Below are 20,853 nucleotides of genomic sequence, written 5' to 3'. Positions count from 1 at the left end.
AAGATTTTATAATAATGCCACTAAAATAGATCAACAAGATTTAGGCTATGAAAGAAACCAAAAAAGTTATTACTGCGCCCTTGCTTTTAGGCATGTTACTGTTATCATTAAACAGCCTTGCACAAACTGCAAATCAAATTACCGACAGCTTTAATAAGTACTGGCAAACTACCGTGCAGGAAAAAATATTTGTGCATACCGACAAGAGCGCATACATAACCGGCGAAATCTTATGGTTTAAGATCTACAATGTCGACGCCACTTACCATAAGCCATTGGGCTTAAGTAAAGTTGTGTATGTTGATGTATTGGATGAAAAGCAAAACGCCATCATACAAACCAAAATAGAAATGAAAAACGGTCTCGGAAGTGGCTCTTTTTATGTTCCTGTTTCGGCAAACAATGGCAATTATAAATTACGGGCATACACCAGCTGGATGAAGAACTTCAGCCCTGATTATTATTTTGAAAAAGCGATCACTATTGTTAATCCCTTAAAATCGCCGGAAGCCCAGGCTAAGGCTCAATCCCCTGGTTATGACGTTCAATTTTTCCCGGAGGGAGGAAACCTTGTTGCCGGGCTTAACAGCAAAGTTGCTTTTAAGGTTACGGCTTCAGATGGTACCGGGCTAAGTGAATACCGGGGTTTTGTAGTCGATCAGAAAAACGACACCGTGGCGAGGTTTCAGCCATTAAAATTTGGTATCGGTAATTTTTCATTTACGCCGGCAGCGGGTAATGTTTATAAAGCCATTATCAAATCGGCTAATAGTGCCCCTGTTAGCAAAGAGTTACCTGCCGTTAATAATCAAGGCTATGTTATGTCGGTAAAAGATGCCGGCAGCTCGCAAATAGAAGTGACAGTAAACGGGGCAGGCGTTGAAGGCCGTGAACTATATCTGTTTGCACACACAGGGAAACTGGTTAATGCAGGTGTTACAGCTGCATTTAATAACGGAACTGCCAGCTTCAGCCTTGATAAAGCTAAATTAGGCGACGGCGTATCACACTTAACCATCTTCAATAGCGCAAGGCAACCTATATGTGAGCGACTTTATTTTAAACGCCCTAAACAAAACCTCAGCATCGACGCCAGTGCCGATCAAGGCTTATATGGCCACCGTAAAAAAGTAAGTGTGGCTATTGCTGCCAAAGACTTATCTGGCCAAATAAAGCCGGCTAACCTGTCAATGTCGGTTTATAAGATCGATTCTTTGCAAAGTGCGGATGCAGCTAGCGAGATCTTTAGTTATCTGTGGTTAAAGTCGGATTTACGCGGATATATTGAATCGCCGGGTTATTATTTAAAAAACAATGATGCGGACGCCGATGCCGCCCTGGATAACCTTATGCTTTCACAAGGCTGGCGAAGGTTTCAATGGGAGAATGTGCTCAGCAATAAATCTGCCGCATTTAACTTTTTGCCCGAGTATGACGGACACCTGATTACCGGAAAAGTAACCCATACCCAAACCGGCGTTGCAGCCAACGATATAGTAGCCTATTTAAGTGTACCCGGAAAAAGAGTTCAGCTTTACGCGGCAAGAAGCGATTCGGCAGGACGGTTGATCTTTAACACCAGGCAACTGTATGGCCCCGGTGAGATAGTAGCCCAAACCAATTCAGAACGGGATACAAGCTATCATATAGACATTTTAAGCCCCTTTTCTGAACAATACTCAAAGTATCCCATGCCCAAATTTAACCTGACCAGGGGGATGCAAAAAGCCATTGAAGAAAGTAGTCTTGCTACGCAGGTTCAGAACATTTATTTGACTAACAAACTTAAGCGCTTTTATGAGCCTGGCGTTGATAGCTCCGGCTTTTATGCAACACCTTATAAAACTTATCTTTTAGATAACTACACCCGCTTTACTACTATGGAAGAGGTACTGCGGGAGTATGTAAGAGAGGTGTGGGTTACCAGATCACAAAAACGTTACCATATTAAAGTACTTAATGGCAACGGATTTTTAGACGGTGACCCTTTAGTAATGCTCGACGATGTCCCTGTTTTTGATATTGATAAAGTAATGGCCATTGATCCGCTAAAAGTGCGCAAGCTCGAGGACGTCCCTTTCCGGTATTATTGGGGACCATCAGTATATGAGGGGATCTTGAGCTTTACAACCTATAAAGGCGACCTTGGCGGCGTTGAAATAGACCCGCGGGCTGTAGTGCTGGATTATGAAGGTTTGCAGTTACAGCGTGAATTTTATTCGCCTGTATATGATACTGAGCAGGCTGTAAAAAATAGGATGCCCGATTTCAGAAATCAACTTTACTGGGCGCCAGATATCACCACACCTGCCCAGGGAAAGCACCAGTTGTCGTTTTATACATCCGATCAAACAGGGAAATATATAGGCGTTGTGCAGGGAATTACAGCCCAAGGCGATGCCGCAAGCCAGTATTTTAGCTTTGATGTTAAATAACTTTTTTAGAATTTTCATAAACTGCGCATTGCGATATATTTATTTAACGTTGAATATCAATAAATTAAGACACATAAAAAAAGACAAACAAATCAAAAAAGTGCCCAATTTTTCAAATAGCCCAGTTTTTTGAAAAAACAATTTGCGTAAAATAAAATGGTTTGTATATTTGCACACCCAAACGGAGGAGTGGTAGTTCAGCTGGTTAGAATACATGCCTGTCACGCATGGGGTCGCGGGTTCGAGTCCCGTCCATTCCGCTAAAAGCCTTACTGAAAAGTAAGGCTTTTTTGTTTCCAAAACTTTTTAGCTTTTAAATTTGCGTAAAATAAAAAGGTTTGTATATTTGCAACCCCAAACGGAGTGGTAGTTCAGCTGGTTAGAATACATGCCTGTCACGCATGGGGTCGCGGGTTCGAGTCCCGTCCATTCCGCTAAAAGCCTTACTGAAAAGTAAGGCTTTTTTGTTTCCAAAACTTTTTAGCTTTTAAATTTGCGTAAAATAAAAAGGTTTGTATATTTGCAACCCCAAACGGAGTGGTAGTTCAGCTGGTTAGAATACATGCCTGTCACGCATGGGGTCGCGGGTTCGAGTCCCGTCCATTCCGCTAAATATTTTAACAAAACATCAAAGGGCCTTTAATCAATGATTAAGGGCCTTTTTGTTCCCATATACTTCAGACATCTTGCTAACACTTATACGATAGCCCCTAATTCCGCCGGGGTAATCATTGCGCCATTTAAAACAATCCCAAATCAAAAAAGGGCATCAATCTACTGTTTTACTGATATTGATCTTTTTAAGATGAAGCTTGGACTTATCAGTGAGAAAATGCAGCAGATCTGAATAAAAGCAAATTCACCCTTATTGAAGATTGAAACCCACAATTCTTTTCCTCAAATCCGATAGATTGACGAGAATAAAAGCATGTCACTTAACATCATATTTACTAAGCTTGCCCTTACGCCAGGTATAAACCTCATAATAATGTTTCCGGAAACCATTAACTTCTTCAATGAGATATTTGTCGGCCCCCTCAATAAGGACTATAACTTTTGGCCGGAAAACAGGCGGAAGTTCATTCAGTGTTATGGCATGTTCTACCTCAAAACCTTCGTCATATTCTAATTCGAGTTTAAAATCACTCTCTTTCCATTGAACACTGGTTTCCAAGCCTCCGGATATAGGAACGATACTGATGCGCAAATTACCCGAAGCAATATCTCTAACTGCACCATAAGTCATAAAACATCCCGAGATCACCATAGCTGCATATCCGATTTTTTGAAACAGTCGGTCACTGATTAGAGGCAGTACATATTTAACCGCGAAAGACGAAATAACTGCTGCAACCGCTATTATTACCCCATAGATAACCGAATTGTTAGTCAACAAGCCAAAAGAAGCATATAAACCCAGCTTAATCAGATGAAGGATAACTTCATTGGCAGCCCGGGTTGCCACAATCTCCTGTTTGGAAAGGCCATAAGTAAGGTAAAAACGATTAAAGATAAGCCCTACCGCTCCGGTTAAACCCGAAACAAAGCCGGTAGCCAAACCTATTAACAATACTGCGACATTGCTTTGATGCTCCCGAACTTTAAGCACAGGTTGTTTTTTGAAAAGCGAAGAGAGGTTCCATAATAAAAATAAACCCAGCAATAATTGCAGAAACACAGGGTTTACATAGGTAAGTAACCACGCGCCAAGCCAAACTGTAGGAATAGCCGCAGGAATAAACCATTTGACCAAATCCCAACGTATTGATTTCCATATAACGACTACCCTTGACAAGGAACTGGAAGCAGTACCGAGCGATAACGCGACAGGTATCTGTGCATTTGGAACTACCAAACCAAGAACAGGGATCAGGATCATGCTTGCTCCGCCGCCGCAAACCGCGCTCAGTATAAAAGCCAGCAGGGCAACTATAAATAATAGAGAGATTGTCAGGGGCATAACGCTAAAATAAAGGAAAGGATGCTGAAAAATGAATTTGATGAACGCAAAGTGATATTTCGTTCATCAACTACAGCCAGTAGTTTTTTTGAATTCCTCCTGACTGAATTATATCCCGTTTAATTTTATTTTTGATTGACTTGTATTTGCTTTTACAGGCTGATCAAAATCAACCCGAAGCATTCGTTTTAGCTAAAACGGAATTTTAAATACGATCTGTCATTTTATGATTAAGGAGACTACATGAAGGAAATCGGATTTTTATCATTTGGACATTGGTCAGATCATCCTGCTTATAATACCCGTACGGCAGGTGACACATTGCTTCAATCCATTGATCTGGCTGTTGCAGCTGAGGAAATTGGCATTGATGGGGCATATTTCCGGGTGCATCATTTCGCGCGCCAATTAGCATCGCCCTTTCCACTACTTTCGGCTATTGGTGCTAAAACCAGTAAAATAGAAATCGGGACGGGCGTAATTGATATGCGATATGAAAATCCCTTGTACATGGCAGAGGATGCCGGCGCCGCCGATTTAATTTCGGGTGGACGATTACAATTAGGCATCAGCAGGGGTTCGCCGGAACAGGTGATCGATGGCTGGCGCTATTTCGGCTATGAACCGGCCGAAGGAGAAACCGATGCGGATATGGGACGTACCAAGGCCTTAGAGTTTCTGGATAAATTGAACGGTGACGGATTTGCTGAGCCTAATCCATACCCGATGTTTCCGAATCCTCCCGGCTTGTTGCGCTTAGAACCTTATTCTGAAGGGTTGCGCGAACGCATTTGGTGGGGAGCAGGCTCTAATGCAACAGCTATCTGGGCCGCCGAAAACGGCATGTACCTACAAAGCTCTACCTTAAAAAACGATGAAAGCGGCAAGCCTTTTCACATTCAACAGGCAGAGCAGATCCGATTGTATAAAGAGGCCTGGAAAAAAGCAGGCCACGCAAGGGAGCCAAGGGTTTCGGTGAGCCGCTCTATCTTTGCGCTGGTCAACGATGAGGATAAATATCTATTCGGACAACAAGCTAACAGCTCCGATAAGATCGGTTACATAGAAGCCAACAAACGGGCAATTTTCGGGAAAAGCTACGCTGCCGAACCAGATCAGCTGATTAAAGAATTAGCCCAGGATGAAGCTATCCAGGAAGCCGATACCTTGCTTTTGACAATACCTAACACGTTAGGGGTTGATTATAACGTGCACGTGCTATCTTCTATTTTAAAACACGTGGCACCCGGACTGGGATGGCGTTGATTTATCAATATCACCCCAACGGGCAAAAAAGCATTGATCAATAAACCACTTCGATTGCTTAATTAAAAAGCAACGGAATAAAATCAATCTTAAATTTCTCATTAAATAAAAAAGGCCGGACAACTCTCGCAGTTATTCCGGCCCTACATCTACCTATGAAAAACAACCCTTTGAGAAGGGTAATAAGCTATATTCAAACGAGGTGCCAATCTTAAAAAATGCCTTCAATTGCCTAATTGGCAGCTTTTTAAAACACCAATCATCCTCAATGTGTAGAAATGACACCCTTAACCGGGAATTAATTTCCCAATGGTTAATTTTGGCAGATTTTTATTTAATTATCAGGCAACACAAGCCCACAATAAAAAAGGCCGGAACACTCTCGCAGTATTCCGGCCCTACATCTACCTATGAAAACAACCCTATGAGAAGGGTATTGATACATATCCAAACCCGGTGCCAAATGAAAAATATGTGCTCATTAACCTCAAAAAGCACTTCTTAAATTACGCAGCATATAAAGTGTGTAAATACATCCCGAGGACAGTGGCATTATTTTCCCAATGGTTAAAATTCCAGGATTGGTCAATTCGAAGGCGTTCCAAACTTATAATATCGCGTTTAGATGCCCACTCCCTTTTTTTTGCTTGCGACCAAAGATTAATAGCTTAAAATACAGCAAAAGCGATTTTTAAAAATTGACAAATAAAAAAGGCCGAAACACTCTCGCAGTATTTCGGCCCTACATCTACCTATGAAAACAACCCTTTGAGAAGGGTATTAATATCAATCCAAACTAAATGCCAAATGACAAACACCCCTCTAACATCCCCAAAAAGGCATTTTGCCACGATGAACTATAAAAAGTGTGTAAATACGTTCCGGGATTAGTGGCATTATTTTCCCAAAGGTTAAAATCTTTCGCCCCAATCAATTTAAGGAGCAAGTGTAAATACGTTCCGGGATTAGTGGCATTATTTTCCCAAAGGTTAAAATCTTTCGCCCCAATCAATTTAAGGAGCAAGTGTAAATACGTTCCGGGATTAGTGGCATTATTTTCCCAAAGGTTAAAATCTTTCGCCCCAATCAATTTAAGGAGCAAGTGTAAATACGTTCCGGGATTAGTGGCATTATTTTCCCAAAGGTTAAAATCTTTCGCCCCAATCAATTTAAGGAGCAATCTAAATCTGTAATATCCGCCTTAAGCCCCTTTTGTGGTTTTATGTCGGCAGAAAAAAAGAATTAAGATCTTACCTAATACACAACAGTAAAATCATATTTTCAAAAGCGGCAAATAAAAAAGGTCGAAACACTCTCGCAGTATTTCGACCCTACATCTACCTATGAAAAACAACCCTTTGAGAAGGGTATTAATATTTATTCAAACGAAATGCCAATTGATAAATTGGGGCATATTAACCTAAAAAACAGGTTTTTAATATTGCCTATTCGTTAAAATGTAGAAATTTTACTCAAACAAGGGCGCGATTTCCCCACCCTGGGAAATACACATATTTTTCAAACAATTTCACACTTTAAACACTTAATACAGAAACCAACCCCGCTAAACTTTGTTAACCCAACTATGGACTACAATGTATATTTACTGGCAACCGATCCTCAAAACCCCTGCAGGGATGTGATCCACTCCAGGGATACACGGCTTAAGGTAAAAGTTTACTGCCTTGATGAGGAACGATTTAGTCCGGATGATAACGAGATACAGCTTTATGGCTATGCCGATCATAAGCTTTATGCCTTTGAAACTGTAAACGTTGAAGCCGAAGACGCGCTTGATTTAGTAGGCGCCATACAGTGGTATGCCAATTATATCGATTTCCCGAAGATGGAGATCCTCCCTGAAGACCCGCGGCCGCGTGCCCAATATCGCGATGTTAAGTAAATAACAATCTTAATATCTGTAAATCAGCACACTATTTTTATTTAAAATTTTATTTGGACAAATAAACACAACCTCCTATATTTGCAGTCCCAAAAGGAAGGGAGCTTAGCTCAGCTGGTTCAGAGCATCTGCCTTACAAGCAGAGGGTCACTGGTTCGAACCCAGTAGCTCCCACAGAAAGAAAGCCTAACAGCAATGTTGGGCTTTTTTATACTACTATCACATGCAAATACTTTATAAAAGTTCTTGCATTATTTGGCAAAGTGATTTATCTTCGCCACTCGGTTTTACCAGCTAATGGTAACATCAAGAACAAAGGGAGCTTAGCTCAGCTGGTTCAGAGCATCTGCCTTACAAGCAGAGGGTCACTGGTTCGAACCCAGTAGTTCCCACAGAAAAAAGCCTAACAGAAATGTTGGGCTTTTTTGTTTTAACCTAAGAAACTGTTTAAGTTTGATTTAATTGTAGGGACGCATAATTGCGTCTCCCGCATGCATTTTACGATAGCAAGATGACATGCAAAGCTGCTTGTCCGACAGGAAACGCAATTATGCGTCTCTACCTGAAAAAATCTTGAATCGTTTTTAAACAGGCTCTAACTACTGGCTAATATTTCTTACCCATATTTTAGTTTCGGCAGCTCAATATTCAAATACACCGCGCAAACGTTTGCTTATAACAAGAGGCTTTTAATGCCTTTTCATGCATGATATACGGCGCCTCTCTTAAATTTTTTTGATTAAAAAAACGCAAACGTTTGCCCCCCAATCATAGTGGCAAGCTTAATACACTTGTCAACGATCACTTTCCGCTTATATTTATGCTTATGAATTTCACACATCAAGCCTCAAGAATTACATTCCTGATATCTTTCCTTGCTATTTTTATTACGCTCAAATCAACAGCGCAAGTAACAAAAGCGCCAATAATGGGTTGGAGCAGCTGGAACAATTTTCGCGTTAATATTGATGAGCAAATGCTAAGGCAACAAGCTGATGCAATGATAACAAGCGGTTTGTATGATGCGGGATATCGCTTTATTAATATTGATGACGGTTACTTTGGAGGCCGCGACGCGAATGGGAAATTATTTGTAGACACCGGTAAATTCCCATCAGGAATGAAAGCACTTGTTGATTACATTCACTCTAAAAAACTTAAAGCAGGTATTTATACCGATGCGGGAAAAAACACCTGCGGTTCGATATGGGATAAGGATGAGAAAGGCGTAGGATCGGGAATATACGGACACATTGAACAAGATTGTAACCTGTTTTTTAAAGAGTGGGGCTTTAACTTTCTTAAAGTGGACTGGTGTGGAGGGGAAGTCTTGAAGCTTGATGAGCAAACAGAATACATGAAAATTATTTCGGCAACAAAAGCTATTGACAGCAATATTGTTTTCAACGTTTGCCGCTGGAAGTTTCCCGGAGAATGGGCCATCAACAAAGCGGATTCATGGAGAATATCCGGAGACATCAGCGCGAAGTTTTCGTCTATCCTCGCGATCATAGATATTGACGCAAGATTAGATAAATATGCTTCATCCGGCCATTACAATGATATGGACATGCTGCAGGTAGGCCGGGGTATGAGCTATGACGAGGATAAAACTCATTTTTCTATGTGGTGTATGCTTAATTCGCCATTGCTGGCCGGAAACGACCTTCGCACCATGTCTAAACAAACCATCGACATACTTACAAACAAAGAAATAATCGCATTAAATCAAGATCCTGGCTTTAAGCAGGCGAAGAGGATATCTCAGGAAAACAATATTGATGTTTGGGTAAAGCCGCTGGGAGTAAATGGCGATAACTCGTACGCCATTGCGATCATGAACCGCGGTGATCATGAAACCGCTTTCGATTTGTCGGCAGAAAAGGTTAACATCAATTCCAAAAGCAAACTGCGGGACTTATGGCTGCATAAAAACCTTGGGCAGATAGGCAGATCAAAAAAAATCACTATCCCCAAACACGGCGTTGTTGTTTTGCGAGTATCCCAAAACATATAACCGTTGTTCGATACCTTCTGCAAGCGCCAAACGCAACAAATGCGCACCGGTACGACCGGTACCGCCCAGGATAAGGAGGGTTGCCATGAAACTATAATTTTATGGGTGATTGTTACAGCATAGGTAAATATCGATAGAATTATAAACTTTTCCCCACAAAAAAAGGGGCTGCCCTCCGGCAGCCCCTCCAACAATAAGAAAATATTATCTTACAAATTCACTTCCGCTAATACCGGAAAATGATCTGATGGAAATTTACCGTGATAGCTATCGCTTAAAATGCCCCATCTTTTAACATCCACTTTACCGGTTGTAAAAATATGGTCGATTACACCGTTCGATTTTAAAGCCCTTCCAAATGAGTTAAAAGATGCGTTAAATTCATAAGGCTGGGCTGCCTGGCTATAGGTATCAACCAAATAGTTTGAAGTTGCCAAACGTTGGTACCAGGTGCTGTTATGATCGCCATTCAGATCGCCGGTAAAAATGGCTTTTTCGTTGCCTGCAATTTCTTTAATCTTTTTCAGGATAAGCTTGCCGCTTTCTTCGCGGGCTATTTTTCCCTGGTGATCAAAGTGTGCGTTAAAGAAATAGAATTTCTTCCTGCTTTCTTTATCCTGCAGGTATACCCATGAGCATATACGGTTACAACAGGTCGCGTCCCAGCCTAAACCCGGTTTACCAGGCGTTTCAGACAACCAGAAATCACCTTTTTTCAGTAAAACAAAGCGGCTCTTTTTAAAGAAGATGGCCGAATGCTCGCCTGCATCCTTACCGTCATCCCTACCTAAGCCATAACGCTCATATTCGGGGAGGGCATTGTTTAAATCATCCAACTGATTTTTTAGCCCTTCCTGGGTTCCAAAAATATCAAACTGGTGAAAACGGATCAGCGCGGCAGCAACCGGCGCACGGTTCACCCATAAATTGCCGGTATCCCTGGGGTTATCAAAACGTAGGTTGAAAGTGCCCGTAATTAAATGCTGTGCATGGCCTTGCATACATACCAACGCAAATAATACAGCAAATAAATATTGTTTTATTTTCATGACTATCTATGTGTTTGATTATTGTTCCCAACCCGGGTTCTGACCTAATTTAGGATTCTGAAGCCTGTCGGTTTCGGGGATAGGGTACAGGTAAAACTTGTTGTCCCATTTACGCTGAACGGTTGTTAACCAGGTGAGCTCATTATCGCTGTTAAGCCTTTGCGGATTTGCAGTACCTCCGGTTAACGTAGCGGCAACGCTAACATAGGTTACACCCGAAACCTGGTTCGCCGGAAGCGTAGTATAAAAGCATACGTCGGGCTTACCATCCTCATTTAAATCAAGCGGTACATCCAGTGCGGGTACGTAAAAACCGTTCCAGGTTTGATCCATCAGCTCACCGCGTTTCCACCTTACAATATCATTGAACCTGAAACCTTCAAAAGCAAGCTCAATACCACGTTCACGCCTTATCTCTAATAAAGCAGGATCGGAGATTGCCGGGAAGTAATTTGTTTGCAGGTATTTATCGGCAACAACCGGCTTGGTAGCCGTATTGCCGGTTATACCAGCCCTGCGGCGTAAGGCGCCAATGGTAAGGTTCCAGTCGGCATCGGTAAATGTACCCAGCTCGGCTTTTGCTTCAGCATAATTTAACAATACCTCGGCATAACGCATAAGTGGTATTGAGTTGGTATTGCGCGATCCGCCATCCATCGAGGCATCATCCTGAGTTAATTTAATAGGCTGGTAACCGGTATAGGTATACGAAAACACCGGAGGGGCGGCCTGTTGCGTTGCGCCATTTAAACGGGTGTAGTTACCCATACGGATGGTTTGCTGTAAACGCATGTCACGACCTTTTACCTCTTGTGCAAATGGCATTGTTTTATAGCCGGGCTTATCGGTAAACGGCGTACCATCAATATTAAGATAGGTATTTACAAACGTGCGGATAAAGCTTAACCTGTCGCCGTAGGTGGCGCTGGTCCAATACCAGTTTGAATCGTTGAAGATACCCAGTGCAGGATCAGAAATCGCAGCAAGGATCACCTCCGATGCTACCGGCGCCTGGCTGGTGAACAATTGCCTGTATGCTTTATCGGTACCGCCTGCAGTGTTAAGGCTAAAACCGCCTTCGTTCATCACTTTTTGCGCGGCGGTAACACCCTGGTTTAACAATCCATCAACCGATGCCTGTAAACCATACTCATCGTGGTATTTTCTGAAAGTACCTTCAAACAAGCAAACTCTTGATTTAAACGCGTAAGCAGTGTATTTGGTAATAAGGCTCCGTGTATTATCGGTAGTGTTGATATGCAGGCCTGCATAGTCAAGATCGGCAAGTATCGAATCGACAACAAGCGTCCTTTTGTCCCTGCCGTTATATAATGCAGGATCATCAACCTTCATGGTTTTGCCAATCCATGGCACATCGCCAAAACGTTTCAGTTTATCAAAATAAAACCAGGCCCTGAAAAAGCGTGCAAGACCTATAAAATGCTGGCGCTGATCAAGCGAGATAGACGGGTTTGTACAGTTTTCGATAAAGTAATTAATGTTACGCAAGCCGCTCCAGCTCCAGCCGCTGCTTTGTCGCGGACCAAACGCGCCCGGCCTTAAAAAATCAGGAACCGATGTCCTGGCGGCATAATCAGCCATCGCGTCGCCGCGTACAGCGTCGCCCGCTGTTGGCAGGATATCGTAAAACGAGTTGGCGTATAGCTGCAAACCGTTTATACTTCCAAAAACAGCGCTGTTGGTGGCGGTGTCCTTTGGTACCTGGTCTAACTTTTTACAGCTAACTATAATCAAGCTTGCAAAAAGCATTGCTATGGCTAACTTAATGTGTGTTGCTTTTATGTGAAACATATGGAATGTCTTTAAAATTGTCGTCTGCTATTGATTAAAATGTTGCGGTGAAACCCAGGGTTACGCTCTTAAGTATCGGGTAGTTATTTCCGTTACCACTATTACCATCGGTAAGTACCCTGTCCGATCCGTTGATGCTTTCAGGGTCGATATCTTTGGTGATCTTATAAAGCGGCGACCAGGTTAACAGGTTCTCGCCCGAGAGGAATACACGGAAGTTGTTCAGCTTGATCTTCTGGATCAAACGCAATGGCAGGTTGTATCCTATCTGTACGTTTTTCATGCGCAGGTAAGCCGCGTTTTGCAGGTATTTGGTTTGCGCCTGGGTTAACTCACCCGAGCCATTTTGTGCCGAATAGCCACGGTACCTTGGGAAGTATGCATTAGGGTTATCTTCTGACCAGATTTTACCCAATTGCGATTGCGGCACTTTATTATATGGTCTGTTGTATTGTCCCCAGAAAACACTTGCTTCCGAGCCCGGATACCAATCGCGTTTGGCAACGCCCTGGAAAAATGCAGAGAAAAAGAAATTATTCCAGTCGGCATCAACACCAATGCCGTAAGTATACCTTGGTGTACTATTACCAATAATGCGTTTATCGCCAGGTTTATTTACAGTTTGATCGCCGTAGTCAATTACGCCATCGCCGTTCAAATCTTTAAACTTGATATCGCCCGGTAAAAGCTGCCCTGTGGTTGACGCTTTAATAAGGGTTTGTTTTGGCGAATTGGCAATATCCTGTGCGGATGTAAAATAGCCCGCTGTTTCAAATCCCCAGATCTCGCCTACGGTTTGGCCGGCGTAGTAATCGTTCAAACGCTTATCGGGGTTATTGTATTTGGTGATTTTAGCGGTATAGTCGGCCATGGTTAACCTTACGCCATAGTTAAACGGTTTTGCCCCGGCATTAAACTTGTCGCGCCATGTTACGGTTACTTCCCAGCCCTTTGTTTTCAGGTCGGCGTAGTTACCTTTAGGCACATCGGTACCAAAAACAGCAGGCAAGGTCATACCTACGGTAAACATATTTGTAGTTCTGCGGATATAGCCATCGGCAGAAATATTCAAACGATTTTGCAGCATGCCCAGATCCAAACCAAGGTTTTGGATGTTTGAGGTTTCCCAGGTTAAGCCATCAGGCAATACACCCGGCTGACTTGTTTTTTGTGGCAATACACCATTCAGGATCCTGCCCGATTTAGAAATGCTGAATTTTTCCTGGAACGCGTATGAACCAATACTACCATTACCCAACGAACCGTAAGAAGCCCTTACTTTTAAGTTGGTGATCAAATCTTTCGATACCTTCCAGAATGGTTCATTGGAGATTTTCCAACCTCCGGAAACTGAAGGAAAGAAAGCATAACGCTGATCGGCAGGGAATTTTGACGAACCGTCATAACGACCATCTACCTCAACCAGGTACCTGTCTTTAAACGAATAATTTAAACGATAGAAACCGCCTACGATATCCCATTGATCCCAGCCACCTGCAGTGCTAATTGACTGACCTAATGCCAGGTTGATATCTGTTGCATCGTCAAAAATTAAACCGTTACGGGTTACGTCCAGCGATTTTTTGGTTGATTGCTCAAAGTTAAAACCAGCCAATGCTTTGAAATAATGGCCGCCTTTCAATTTAGGCTCAAATTCGCCGTAGGTATTGGTAGCGATATATTGGGTGCTCTGGCTATAATTTTCAAGATCATTATAAGCTGTACCTACATATTCAATTACACCCGGTTTACGGCTATAAGCAACAGGTACGCGTTTACGGGTTTGGCCGTTGTCGGTATTCTGAAACGTGAAATCACCTTTAACCCGGAATGTATTATCAAAGAAACGTGCCGTGAAACCCGTGGTATTTCTAAATACCCTGTTATCAAAGTCGATACCGTTTTTGCCGTAAAAATAATCACCTACCGAGTAAGCGGCAGAATAAGTAAGCGTACCGTCAGGATTAAATAAAGGCACCATGGTATGGCCCTCGTCCTGTATATTTCTCCAGATACTACCACCTTCACCTACGTTTAAGGGGTTATGGTATTTCATATTGGAGTAGTCGGCATTGTTATAAAGGGTTAACCATGGATATACCTGTAATGATCCTTTAGCCCTCAGGTTATACATCCTGTAATCATCAGAATTATAACGGAACAAACCATCCTGTGAATAATAACGGCCGGTGATCAGGAAGTCGGCTTTGTCACTGTTACCTGAGATAGCGATGTTATGTTCACGGGCTTCGTTATGATCTTTATATAATAACTTATACCAATCAGTATTGCCATAATATTCGTATTCACCTGCACTATTGACTATAGTTGAAGGCAACGACGGATCAAGAGAATGTTTTCTGAGTTCTTCCAGGTAAGCCGGAGAAAACTTAACCGTTTTATTGATATTTTGTGGTGTTTGTGAATAATCATTCCATGCACTCCAGGCATCATTAAACATTTTAGCAAAGGTGTAGCCATCCGTAACAAACTTAGGCACGGTAGTAGGGCTTTTAATGGAGTGGTTAAATGAATAAGAAACAGATGTTTTGTCTGTAGATGGATTTTTAGTAGTGATGAGGATAACACCAAAAGCAGCCCTTGCACCATATATAGAGGCCGAAGCCGCATCTTTCAATACCGATATCGAAGCCACATCACTAGGGTTGATCCTGCTCGGATCGCCCTCAACACCATCAACCAAAACCAGCGCGTTTCCACCCTGGCCGATAGAGGTAGTACCCCTTACATTGTACGTTGGCGATTGGATAGGTTTACCATCAAGCGGCACCAGGTTAAGGTTGGGAATAACGCCCTGCAAGCCCTGGGTTAAATTGGGCAGCGAGCGGTTTTCAAGTACCTTTGATGTAACCTGGTCAACAGCGCCGGTAAGGTTCTGTTTCCGCTGTGTGCCGTAGCCAACAACCAATACCTCATTCAAAGTACCCGATTGTGCTACCAATGTTATAGGCTTAAGCTGTGTAACCTCGCCCGATTTTATTTTAACCCCCGGAATTCTTTTCGTTTCGAACGAGATGAAACTAACCACCAGGGTATAGTTTCCGTCATCGGCACTTATGCTAAATTCGCCGTTAATGTCGGCCTGTACACCTCTGCTGGCTTCCTGTAGCATGACGGTGGCCCCGGTTAATGGAACACCTTTTTCATCAACAATTTTCCCGGTGATTTTACCTAAGGCAGGCTTTGGTGGTTCTTTTTTAAACAGGGTAACGGTACCTGATATTTCTTCTTTAAAAGCGATATCGGTATTTTCAAAAAGACTTTTTAATATATCAGCTAAACGCTCGTTATTAAAAGACTGGTTTTTAACCTGCATATCGGCCAAACCAAGTAATTTGGGATCGTATGCAAATTCAACGTTACCGGCAATTTCAATTTTTTTAACAGAACTTAATAAGGTTTCTTTTGCGAGGGAAACGCTAACGCGTTTCTCAAAAACCTGTCCTGTGCTTGGGGCGGCTATCAATACACCTGCGCCCGCGATAATAATGGTGTAAATCAGAAAAGTGATACGCATGGCTTTAGTTAAGCAACGTAAGTTTTTTTTCATACTTTTGAGTTCTTAGTGGATTTTTAACGGAGAAACTAAGGGCATAAGCAAATAGGGCTCAATCTATTAGCTTTGCAATCAATGGCCGGTTCTGCTACAGACCGGCTTCTTTTTTTAATACATGGTTACATCATTGTTTTGCCTCCTGCAGCTGTTTTTGTGGATGGAACATATTAGCTTCATGGTTTCATCAATCGTGCGCGAATGGCTGATGATGATATTGTATTTATAGGTATCTGTAAGCTTGTTTTTACTGGTGAGTTTTACCCCGTAGATGTTATTGACGGTTAAGGCCAGTTCCCGGAAAGAAGCATTGCTGAGGGCGCTTTTACCTTCTACCCAACGCCTGCTTTTTTCGCCGTTATAGGCGCTCATATCGTAACTATGCTCCTGTAATGAATAGGTAGCCCTTTGGTTAGGCCCCAGCACAGCCATTTTGCCTTGCTTATCGCTCACCTCCACATGGCCGGTGCGCAGGGTTACGGCTACGTAGTTTAACAATTTGTATGCTTTAACATTGAATGATGTACCCAGCACCTTAGTGGTTATGCTATTGGTAACTACAAGAAAGGGATGCGCAGGGTCGTGCTTTACTTCAAAATAAGCTTCACCTTCATCCAGGTAAATATTACGGGTTGCTTTTTTCTCAAAACCATCAACAATCCGGATACTCGACATGGCATTGAGCCAAACTGTTGAACCATCAGGCAGCTCCAGCTTTTTTACCTGCCCGATACCGGTTTTAAAAATGGCATAGCTTGGCTTTTGGTGCTCCTGCTGCTGCTGCGCAATCTCCCGGCGCACGAGCAGCCCTGCAGTAGCCAGCACAATAATTGCAGCGGCAGCCGCGTACCTGATAATATTCAGTCTTCGTATTTTGGGAGGAGGATTGCTGTTTACCCGCGCTCTCGTGTAGTTGTAGATCTCGCTTTTAAACTGTTGCTCTTTAGCGGCAGGTAATGATTCATCGATATCATCGTACGATTGATACCATTCATCAACCAATTTTTGCTCCTGCTCGGTAGCTTTATTTTTAAGGTAGCGGTCAATTAATTTTTTAAGCTCCGACGAGTCCATTCAGTTTTGTGCGTTTTTTACTGACATGTTGCACAAAGCCGCTTTTACTACTTCTATTTTACATCAACTTTCTGTTAACTTTGTGTAAACAGGATTACGAGACAAACAAAGCAGTTAATATAACGATCGGGGTATTCAATTTTAAGGCGACGTTTCAAACGTTTCAGGGCTTCGGTAATATTGTTTGATACGGTTTGCTCAGCGAGATTGAGGTTCTCCGCGATTTCTTTTACAGAATAACTGTCGCTACGTAACAGGAAAGCGCGCTTCATATTAACCGGCATATCTTCCACTTCTTCACTTACTATTTTTTCCAGGTTGAAGTAAGATACCAGGTTTTCTTCTTTATAAATAATGTCATTAATGCGGCTTAAAGCATTTTCCATGGCGTTTTGCCTGATGGCTTCAGATCGGAAATGATTTAATACTTTACGTTTTACCGCACCAAATAAAAACTGCTCAAGAGATGTGTTAACCTGCAGTTCGCCCCGCTTTTGCCAAACATCAATCAACAGGTTTTGCACAATATCTTTCGCGGCCTCGTCATCTCCTAACCTTGTCTGCGCAGCTATAAAAAGTGACTTCCAATAGCGATTGAACAATACATCAAAAGCGGTGATGTTATCGTCCCTAAGCATTTCCAACAGTTCATGATCAGCAGGAGGAGTATCAAATTGTTGCATCCGCCAAAATTAAACAACCTACGTAAAGTAAAAGTTAAATAACACACTGATCGTTCAGATTGGTTAATTACCTTTTGAAGTAGCAAGAAAAGCCTTAACAGCATCGGCTGTGATTTGAAAAAAAGCAGGGCCTGCAAGCAGCGTTATTTTAGCCATGGGTTGAAAAGCTGTAAGCGAGTGCCCTTTTAAAAAGCGCTCGGTTTCATAAGCATTTATAGCGCCTTTAATTACGTTAACTGCCACCGTGCCTGTAGGTGAGTCAATTCCGGCATCTTTTAAATCACTGGCATGCGAGTAGCTGTTTACCCCTAAGCGCAAGGCTTCGCGCATCTCTACACGGCCAACGCTTGTCATCAGTTCCGGATTGAAGGTTTTTCTGTCGCCAAGACCTATGATCAGTAATTTTTCGGCAGGCATGCTACCTGTGGGTGGTGTGATTAGTATGGTTTCCAATGCACGACCTTCAAACCTGCCACTTTTTCGCAATTCGGTAAGCATTCCTTTCAAGGCATCATCCACATGCACCAGGCCATTCAGGTTGCGGGGCAAGGCGGGTGGCGAATTAAAAATATCCCCTTCGGTATATTGAAAAACACAAATTACCTGCAGCGGAGTTTGTTGGTTGGATGGCGCCTGAACAGCAGCAGCTATTGTTATACTATCTATTTGTCCCAATACTTCAGATGTGCCCGGCGCAGCCAGTTTCTGGGTTTGTGCAAAACCTGTAGCCGCACCTGATAAAACCAAAGCCACTGCAACCAAATACCGAAGCAACTGGCGTAATCCTGCACATGTATTTATGGTTGATTGTTGAGATGTTGATGTAGCGTAATTCATAAAGTAGATATTTAAATTGAGTGAAGTTTTATATTTTGATCCTTTGCTGATAAATCAAAATTGGGTAAAACGACAAAACAATAAAATGATGTAGATTAAGAAATATAATATCTCTTAAGATCCTGTTCGTTTTTTGGTAGATCTCGCTTACCGATAGATAAAACTTCATTGCCGTTGGTTTTAACCAACGAAATAATGAGTAGCAAGAAGAGGGCTTCAGCCCAAATCCGCTTGCATAATTAGGCTAAAGCCAGGACTCTTCAGCTTTTTTCCGTTGGTTAAAACCCACGGCTATGAATAATTTGTATTTTAAATGGCTTCTTAAGAAACAGCTGAATCGATTATCAAATCCAAATCAAACTTTATGATCTGTAATGATAGCATCACCCGCGTCGCTTACGACAACCTCACAATCTTTTACAGAGATATGATGCTTAAACTGACCGATGGGTTCAATCCAGTCTCTTGATGTAAACACCGGTGCCTGTATCTGAACAGATTCCACCAGGATCTCTTCGCCGTCGAGCACAAGGCGCCAGCATTCGGTTTGGCCGTTGCTGTTTGTATTATAACGGATATGTGCCAGCTGCACTTTCTTATGCATAAACGTATTAGGGTTTTCGCAACAAACGGCCAATTAAAGGGAAAAGTATTTACTATTGACGTACTTCGGAAATCCATCTTATTTGTTACGTATATCAAAATGCTTAGCCATAAGGCTCCTGTAGTTTTCGCTGGAATTAACCTAAATATTAGGCATTTTTTGTTCTTTTGCCTCAGTCTATGCAAACATTAAAGCAGTTACAAAGCGGAGAACTAAAAGGAGCCGTATCACTTAAGCTATCTGAACAACTTTCAAGCTTTCCGGTCGAGATTTTTGAATTGGCAGATACGTTGGAGTATCTTGATCTCTCCTTCAATAACCTGAGCTCGTTACCTGCAGATTTTGGCAGGCTCAAAAAACTGAAGATTTTTTTCTGTTCAGAAAACCAATTTACGGTTTTGCCCGAAGTATTGGCTGATTGCCCGCTGCTGGATATTGTGGGTTTTAAATCAAACCGGATAGAAACTGTACCGCCGACCTCGGTTAACCCAAATCTTCGCTGGTTTATTCTTACCAACAACAGCATTACCAAACTACCTGCCGAAATAGGTAATTGCAGCAGGATGCAGAAACTGATGCTTGCCGGCAACAAATTAACGGCATTACCGGCTTCATTGGCCAATTGCCGTAACCTGGAACTGCTCCGGATCTCTGCTAATCAGTTAAATGAGTTTCCTGAGTGGCTCTTGTCTATGCCTAAACTATCATGGCTGGCTTTTTCGGGTAATCCGTTTAGCTACAAACCAATAGTTCAGCCGCTTGAGTTGATTGACAGCCGTGAACTGGAAATTAACCAGTTGCTTGGTGAAGGGGCTTCGGGAATTATCTCTAAAGCTACCTGGAACCACAATCATGAAATTAGCGAGGTTGCGGTTAAAATATTTAAAGGAGCAGTTACCAGCGATGGCCTGCCAGAGGACGAAATGAACGCCTGTATCACCGCGGGTAATCATGAAGGACTGGTAGAATTGATTGGCCAGATCAGCAATCACCCCGAAGGAAAAAAAGGCCTGGTGATGAAACTCATACCGCAAACTTTCTACAACCTCGGCATGCCACCCAGCCTGGTAAGCTGCACGCGGGATGTTTTTAAAACCGGCATGGGCCTTTCGCCTGTACACATTTTAAAAATTGCAGAAACCATTGCCTCTGTAGCGGAGCACCTGCACAGCAAAGGCATTATGCACAGCGACCTTTACGCCCACAATATTTTGGTTGACGATGATGCCAACACCCTATTCAGCGATTTTGGTGCGGCCTGCTTTTACGATCATTCGGATACAGAAACCGCAAAAAAGCTTGAATTACTGGAAGTACGGGCATATGGCTGTTTACTTGATGACCTTATCAGTTTGTGTAATGAAGCAGATTCGCTGTTAGTATTAAAACTTGAAGAGCTCAGAGACGCATGTATGAATGAGAACATGGAGAACCGTCCTTTATTTTATCAGATAAGATCTCAGGTCGCCGGATTAAAATAACCTGCAAAAGCCCGTATACTTCCGTAAGTTTTAAGAGGTATTTACACCCCTCTTAACCTTTTCTCCTAATATGGAAGATTAGAAAGTAACCCAAAGTATTGCTTTTTTAGAAATATTTGAACGAAAAATGATAATTTTTGCCAATCCATCGATACATT

At 42.4% G+C, this 20,853-nt stretch carries 14 protein-coding genes and 5 tRNA genes; 10 read left to right on the top strand and 9 right to left on the bottom strand.

Annotated features, from left to right (window positions below; all coding sequences use genetic code 11):
• Window positions 1-47: 47 nt before the first annotated feature.
• From EAH55_RS04250 to EAH55_RS04235, 4 genes are all read left to right on the top strand, one after another.
• Complete coding sequence (locus EAH55_RS04250) at window positions 48-2,435, top strand: hypothetical protein (RefSeq protein WP_121808590.1); 2,388 nt, start codon at window positions 48-50, stop codon at window positions 2,433-2,435.
• Window positions 2,436-2,621: 186 nt separating this feature from the next.
• Window positions 2,622-2,695 (top strand) — tRNA-Asp (locus EAH55_RS04245).
• A 100-nt stretch (window positions 2,696-2,795) separates the two neighbouring features.
• A tRNA-Asp gene (locus tag EAH55_RS04240) sits at window positions 2,796-2,869 on the top strand.
• 100 nt (window positions 2,870-2,969) lie between these two features.
• Window positions 2,970-3,043 (top strand) — tRNA-Asp (locus EAH55_RS04235).
• 323 nt (window positions 3,044-3,366) lie between these two features.
• On the opposite strand, the gene EAH55_RS04225 is transcribed toward EAH55_RS04235, so the two are convergent.
• Window positions 3,367-4,395, bottom strand: coding sequence for a sulfite exporter TauE/SafE family protein (locus EAH55_RS04225; protein ID WP_121808589.1), 1,029 nt, complete (start codon window positions 4,393-4,395; stop codon window positions 3,367-3,369).
• 243 nt (window positions 4,396-4,638) lie between these two features.
• Between EAH55_RS04225 and EAH55_RS04220 the strand changes: the two genes are divergently transcribed.
• On the top strand, window positions 4,639-5,661 hold the full coding sequence (locus tag EAH55_RS04220; protein WP_121808588.1) for an LLM class flavin-dependent oxidoreductase: 1,023 nt from the start codon (window positions 4,639-4,641) through the stop codon (window positions 5,659-5,661).
• A gap of 796 nt (window positions 5,662-6,457) precedes the next feature.
• On the opposite strand, the gene EAH55_RS04215 is transcribed toward EAH55_RS04220, so the two are convergent.
• Entirely contained in the window at window positions 6,458-6,841 is a 384-nt protein-coding gene (locus tag EAH55_RS04215; RefSeq protein ID WP_121808587.1) for a hypothetical protein, read from the bottom strand.
• A gap of 405 nt (window positions 6,842-7,246) precedes the next feature.
• Between EAH55_RS04215 and EAH55_RS04210 the strand changes: the two genes are divergently transcribed.
• From EAH55_RS04210 to EAH55_RS04195, 4 genes are all read left to right on the top strand, one after another.
• Complete coding sequence (locus EAH55_RS04210; RefSeq protein WP_121808586.1) at window positions 7,247-7,564, top strand: hypothetical protein; 318 nt, start codon at window positions 7,247-7,249, stop codon at window positions 7,562-7,564.
• A gap of 99 nt (window positions 7,565-7,663) precedes the next feature.
• Window positions 7,664-7,738 (top strand) — tRNA-Val (locus tag EAH55_RS04205).
• A 143-nt stretch (window positions 7,739-7,881) separates the two neighbouring features.
• Window positions 7,882-7,956, top strand: a tRNA-Val gene (locus EAH55_RS04200).
• Window positions 7,957-8,390: 434 nt separating this feature from the next.
• Window positions 8,391-9,581, top strand: a complete 1,191-nt coding sequence (locus tag EAH55_RS04195) for a glycoside hydrolase family 27 protein (RefSeq protein WP_121808585.1) — start codon at window positions 8,391-8,393, stop codon at window positions 9,579-9,581.
• A 209-nt stretch (window positions 9,582-9,790) separates the two neighbouring features.
• On the opposite strand, the gene EAH55_RS04190 is transcribed toward EAH55_RS04195, so the two are convergent.
• The 7 genes from EAH55_RS04190 to EAH55_RS04160 all read right to left on the bottom strand — a co-directional run bounded on the left by EAH55_RS04190 (window position 9,791) and on the right by EAH55_RS04160 (window position 19,214).
• Window positions 9,791-10,630, bottom strand: coding sequence for an endonuclease/exonuclease/phosphatase family protein (locus EAH55_RS04190; protein WP_121808584.1), 840 nt, complete (start codon window positions 10,628-10,630; stop codon window positions 9,791-9,793).
• An 18-nt stretch (window positions 10,631-10,648) separates the two neighbouring features.
• Window positions 10,649-12,442 carry a RagB/SusD family nutrient uptake outer membrane protein gene (locus EAH55_RS04185; RefSeq protein WP_121808583.1) on the bottom strand — a complete coding sequence of 598 codons (1,794 nt, stop codon included), beginning with the start codon at window positions 12,440-12,442 and terminating at the stop codon, window positions 10,649-10,651.
• A gap of 34 nt (window positions 12,443-12,476) precedes the next feature.
• Window positions 12,477-16,013, bottom strand: a complete 3,537-nt coding sequence (locus EAH55_RS04180) for a SusC/RagA family TonB-linked outer membrane protein (RefSeq protein WP_121808582.1) — start codon at window positions 16,011-16,013, stop codon at window positions 12,477-12,479.
• Between the two features lie 114 nt (window positions 16,014-16,127).
• Window positions 16,128-17,090, bottom strand: coding sequence for a FecR family protein (locus EAH55_RS04175; RefSeq protein WP_121808581.1), 963 nt, complete (start codon window positions 17,088-17,090; stop codon window positions 16,128-16,130).
• A 74-nt stretch (window positions 17,091-17,164) separates the two neighbouring features.
• On the bottom strand, window positions 17,165-17,773 hold the full coding sequence (locus EAH55_RS04170; RefSeq protein ID WP_121808580.1) for an RNA polymerase sigma factor: 609 nt from the start codon (window positions 17,771-17,773) through the stop codon (window positions 17,165-17,167).
• Window positions 17,774-17,836: 63 nt separating this feature from the next.
• Entirely contained in the window at window positions 17,837-18,610 is a 774-nt protein-coding gene (locus tag EAH55_RS04165; protein ID WP_121808579.1) for a M17 family peptidase N-terminal domain-containing protein, read from the bottom strand.
• Between the two features lie 355 nt (window positions 18,611-18,965).
• Window positions 18,966-19,214, bottom strand: coding sequence for a hypothetical protein (locus EAH55_RS04160; RefSeq protein ID WP_121808578.1), 249 nt, complete (start codon window positions 19,212-19,214; stop codon window positions 18,966-18,968).
• 179 nt (window positions 19,215-19,393) lie between these two features.
• On the opposite strand from EAH55_RS04160, the gene EAH55_RS04150 reads away from it, so the two are divergent.
• Complete coding sequence (locus tag EAH55_RS04150; RefSeq protein WP_121808576.1) at window positions 19,394-20,695, top strand: leucine-rich repeat-containing protein kinase family protein; 1,302 nt, start codon at window positions 19,394-19,396, stop codon at window positions 20,693-20,695.
• Window positions 20,696-20,853: the final 158 nt, after the last annotated feature.

This window comes from Mucilaginibacter kameinonensis, assembly GCF_003675385.1.
Lineage (GTDB): Bacteria > Bacteroidota > Bacteroidia > Sphingobacteriales > Sphingobacteriaceae > Mucilaginibacter > Mucilaginibacter kameinonensis.
Note: the sequence above shows the minus strand (reverse complement) of the source record. Positions and strands in the feature narration are given on the sequence as shown.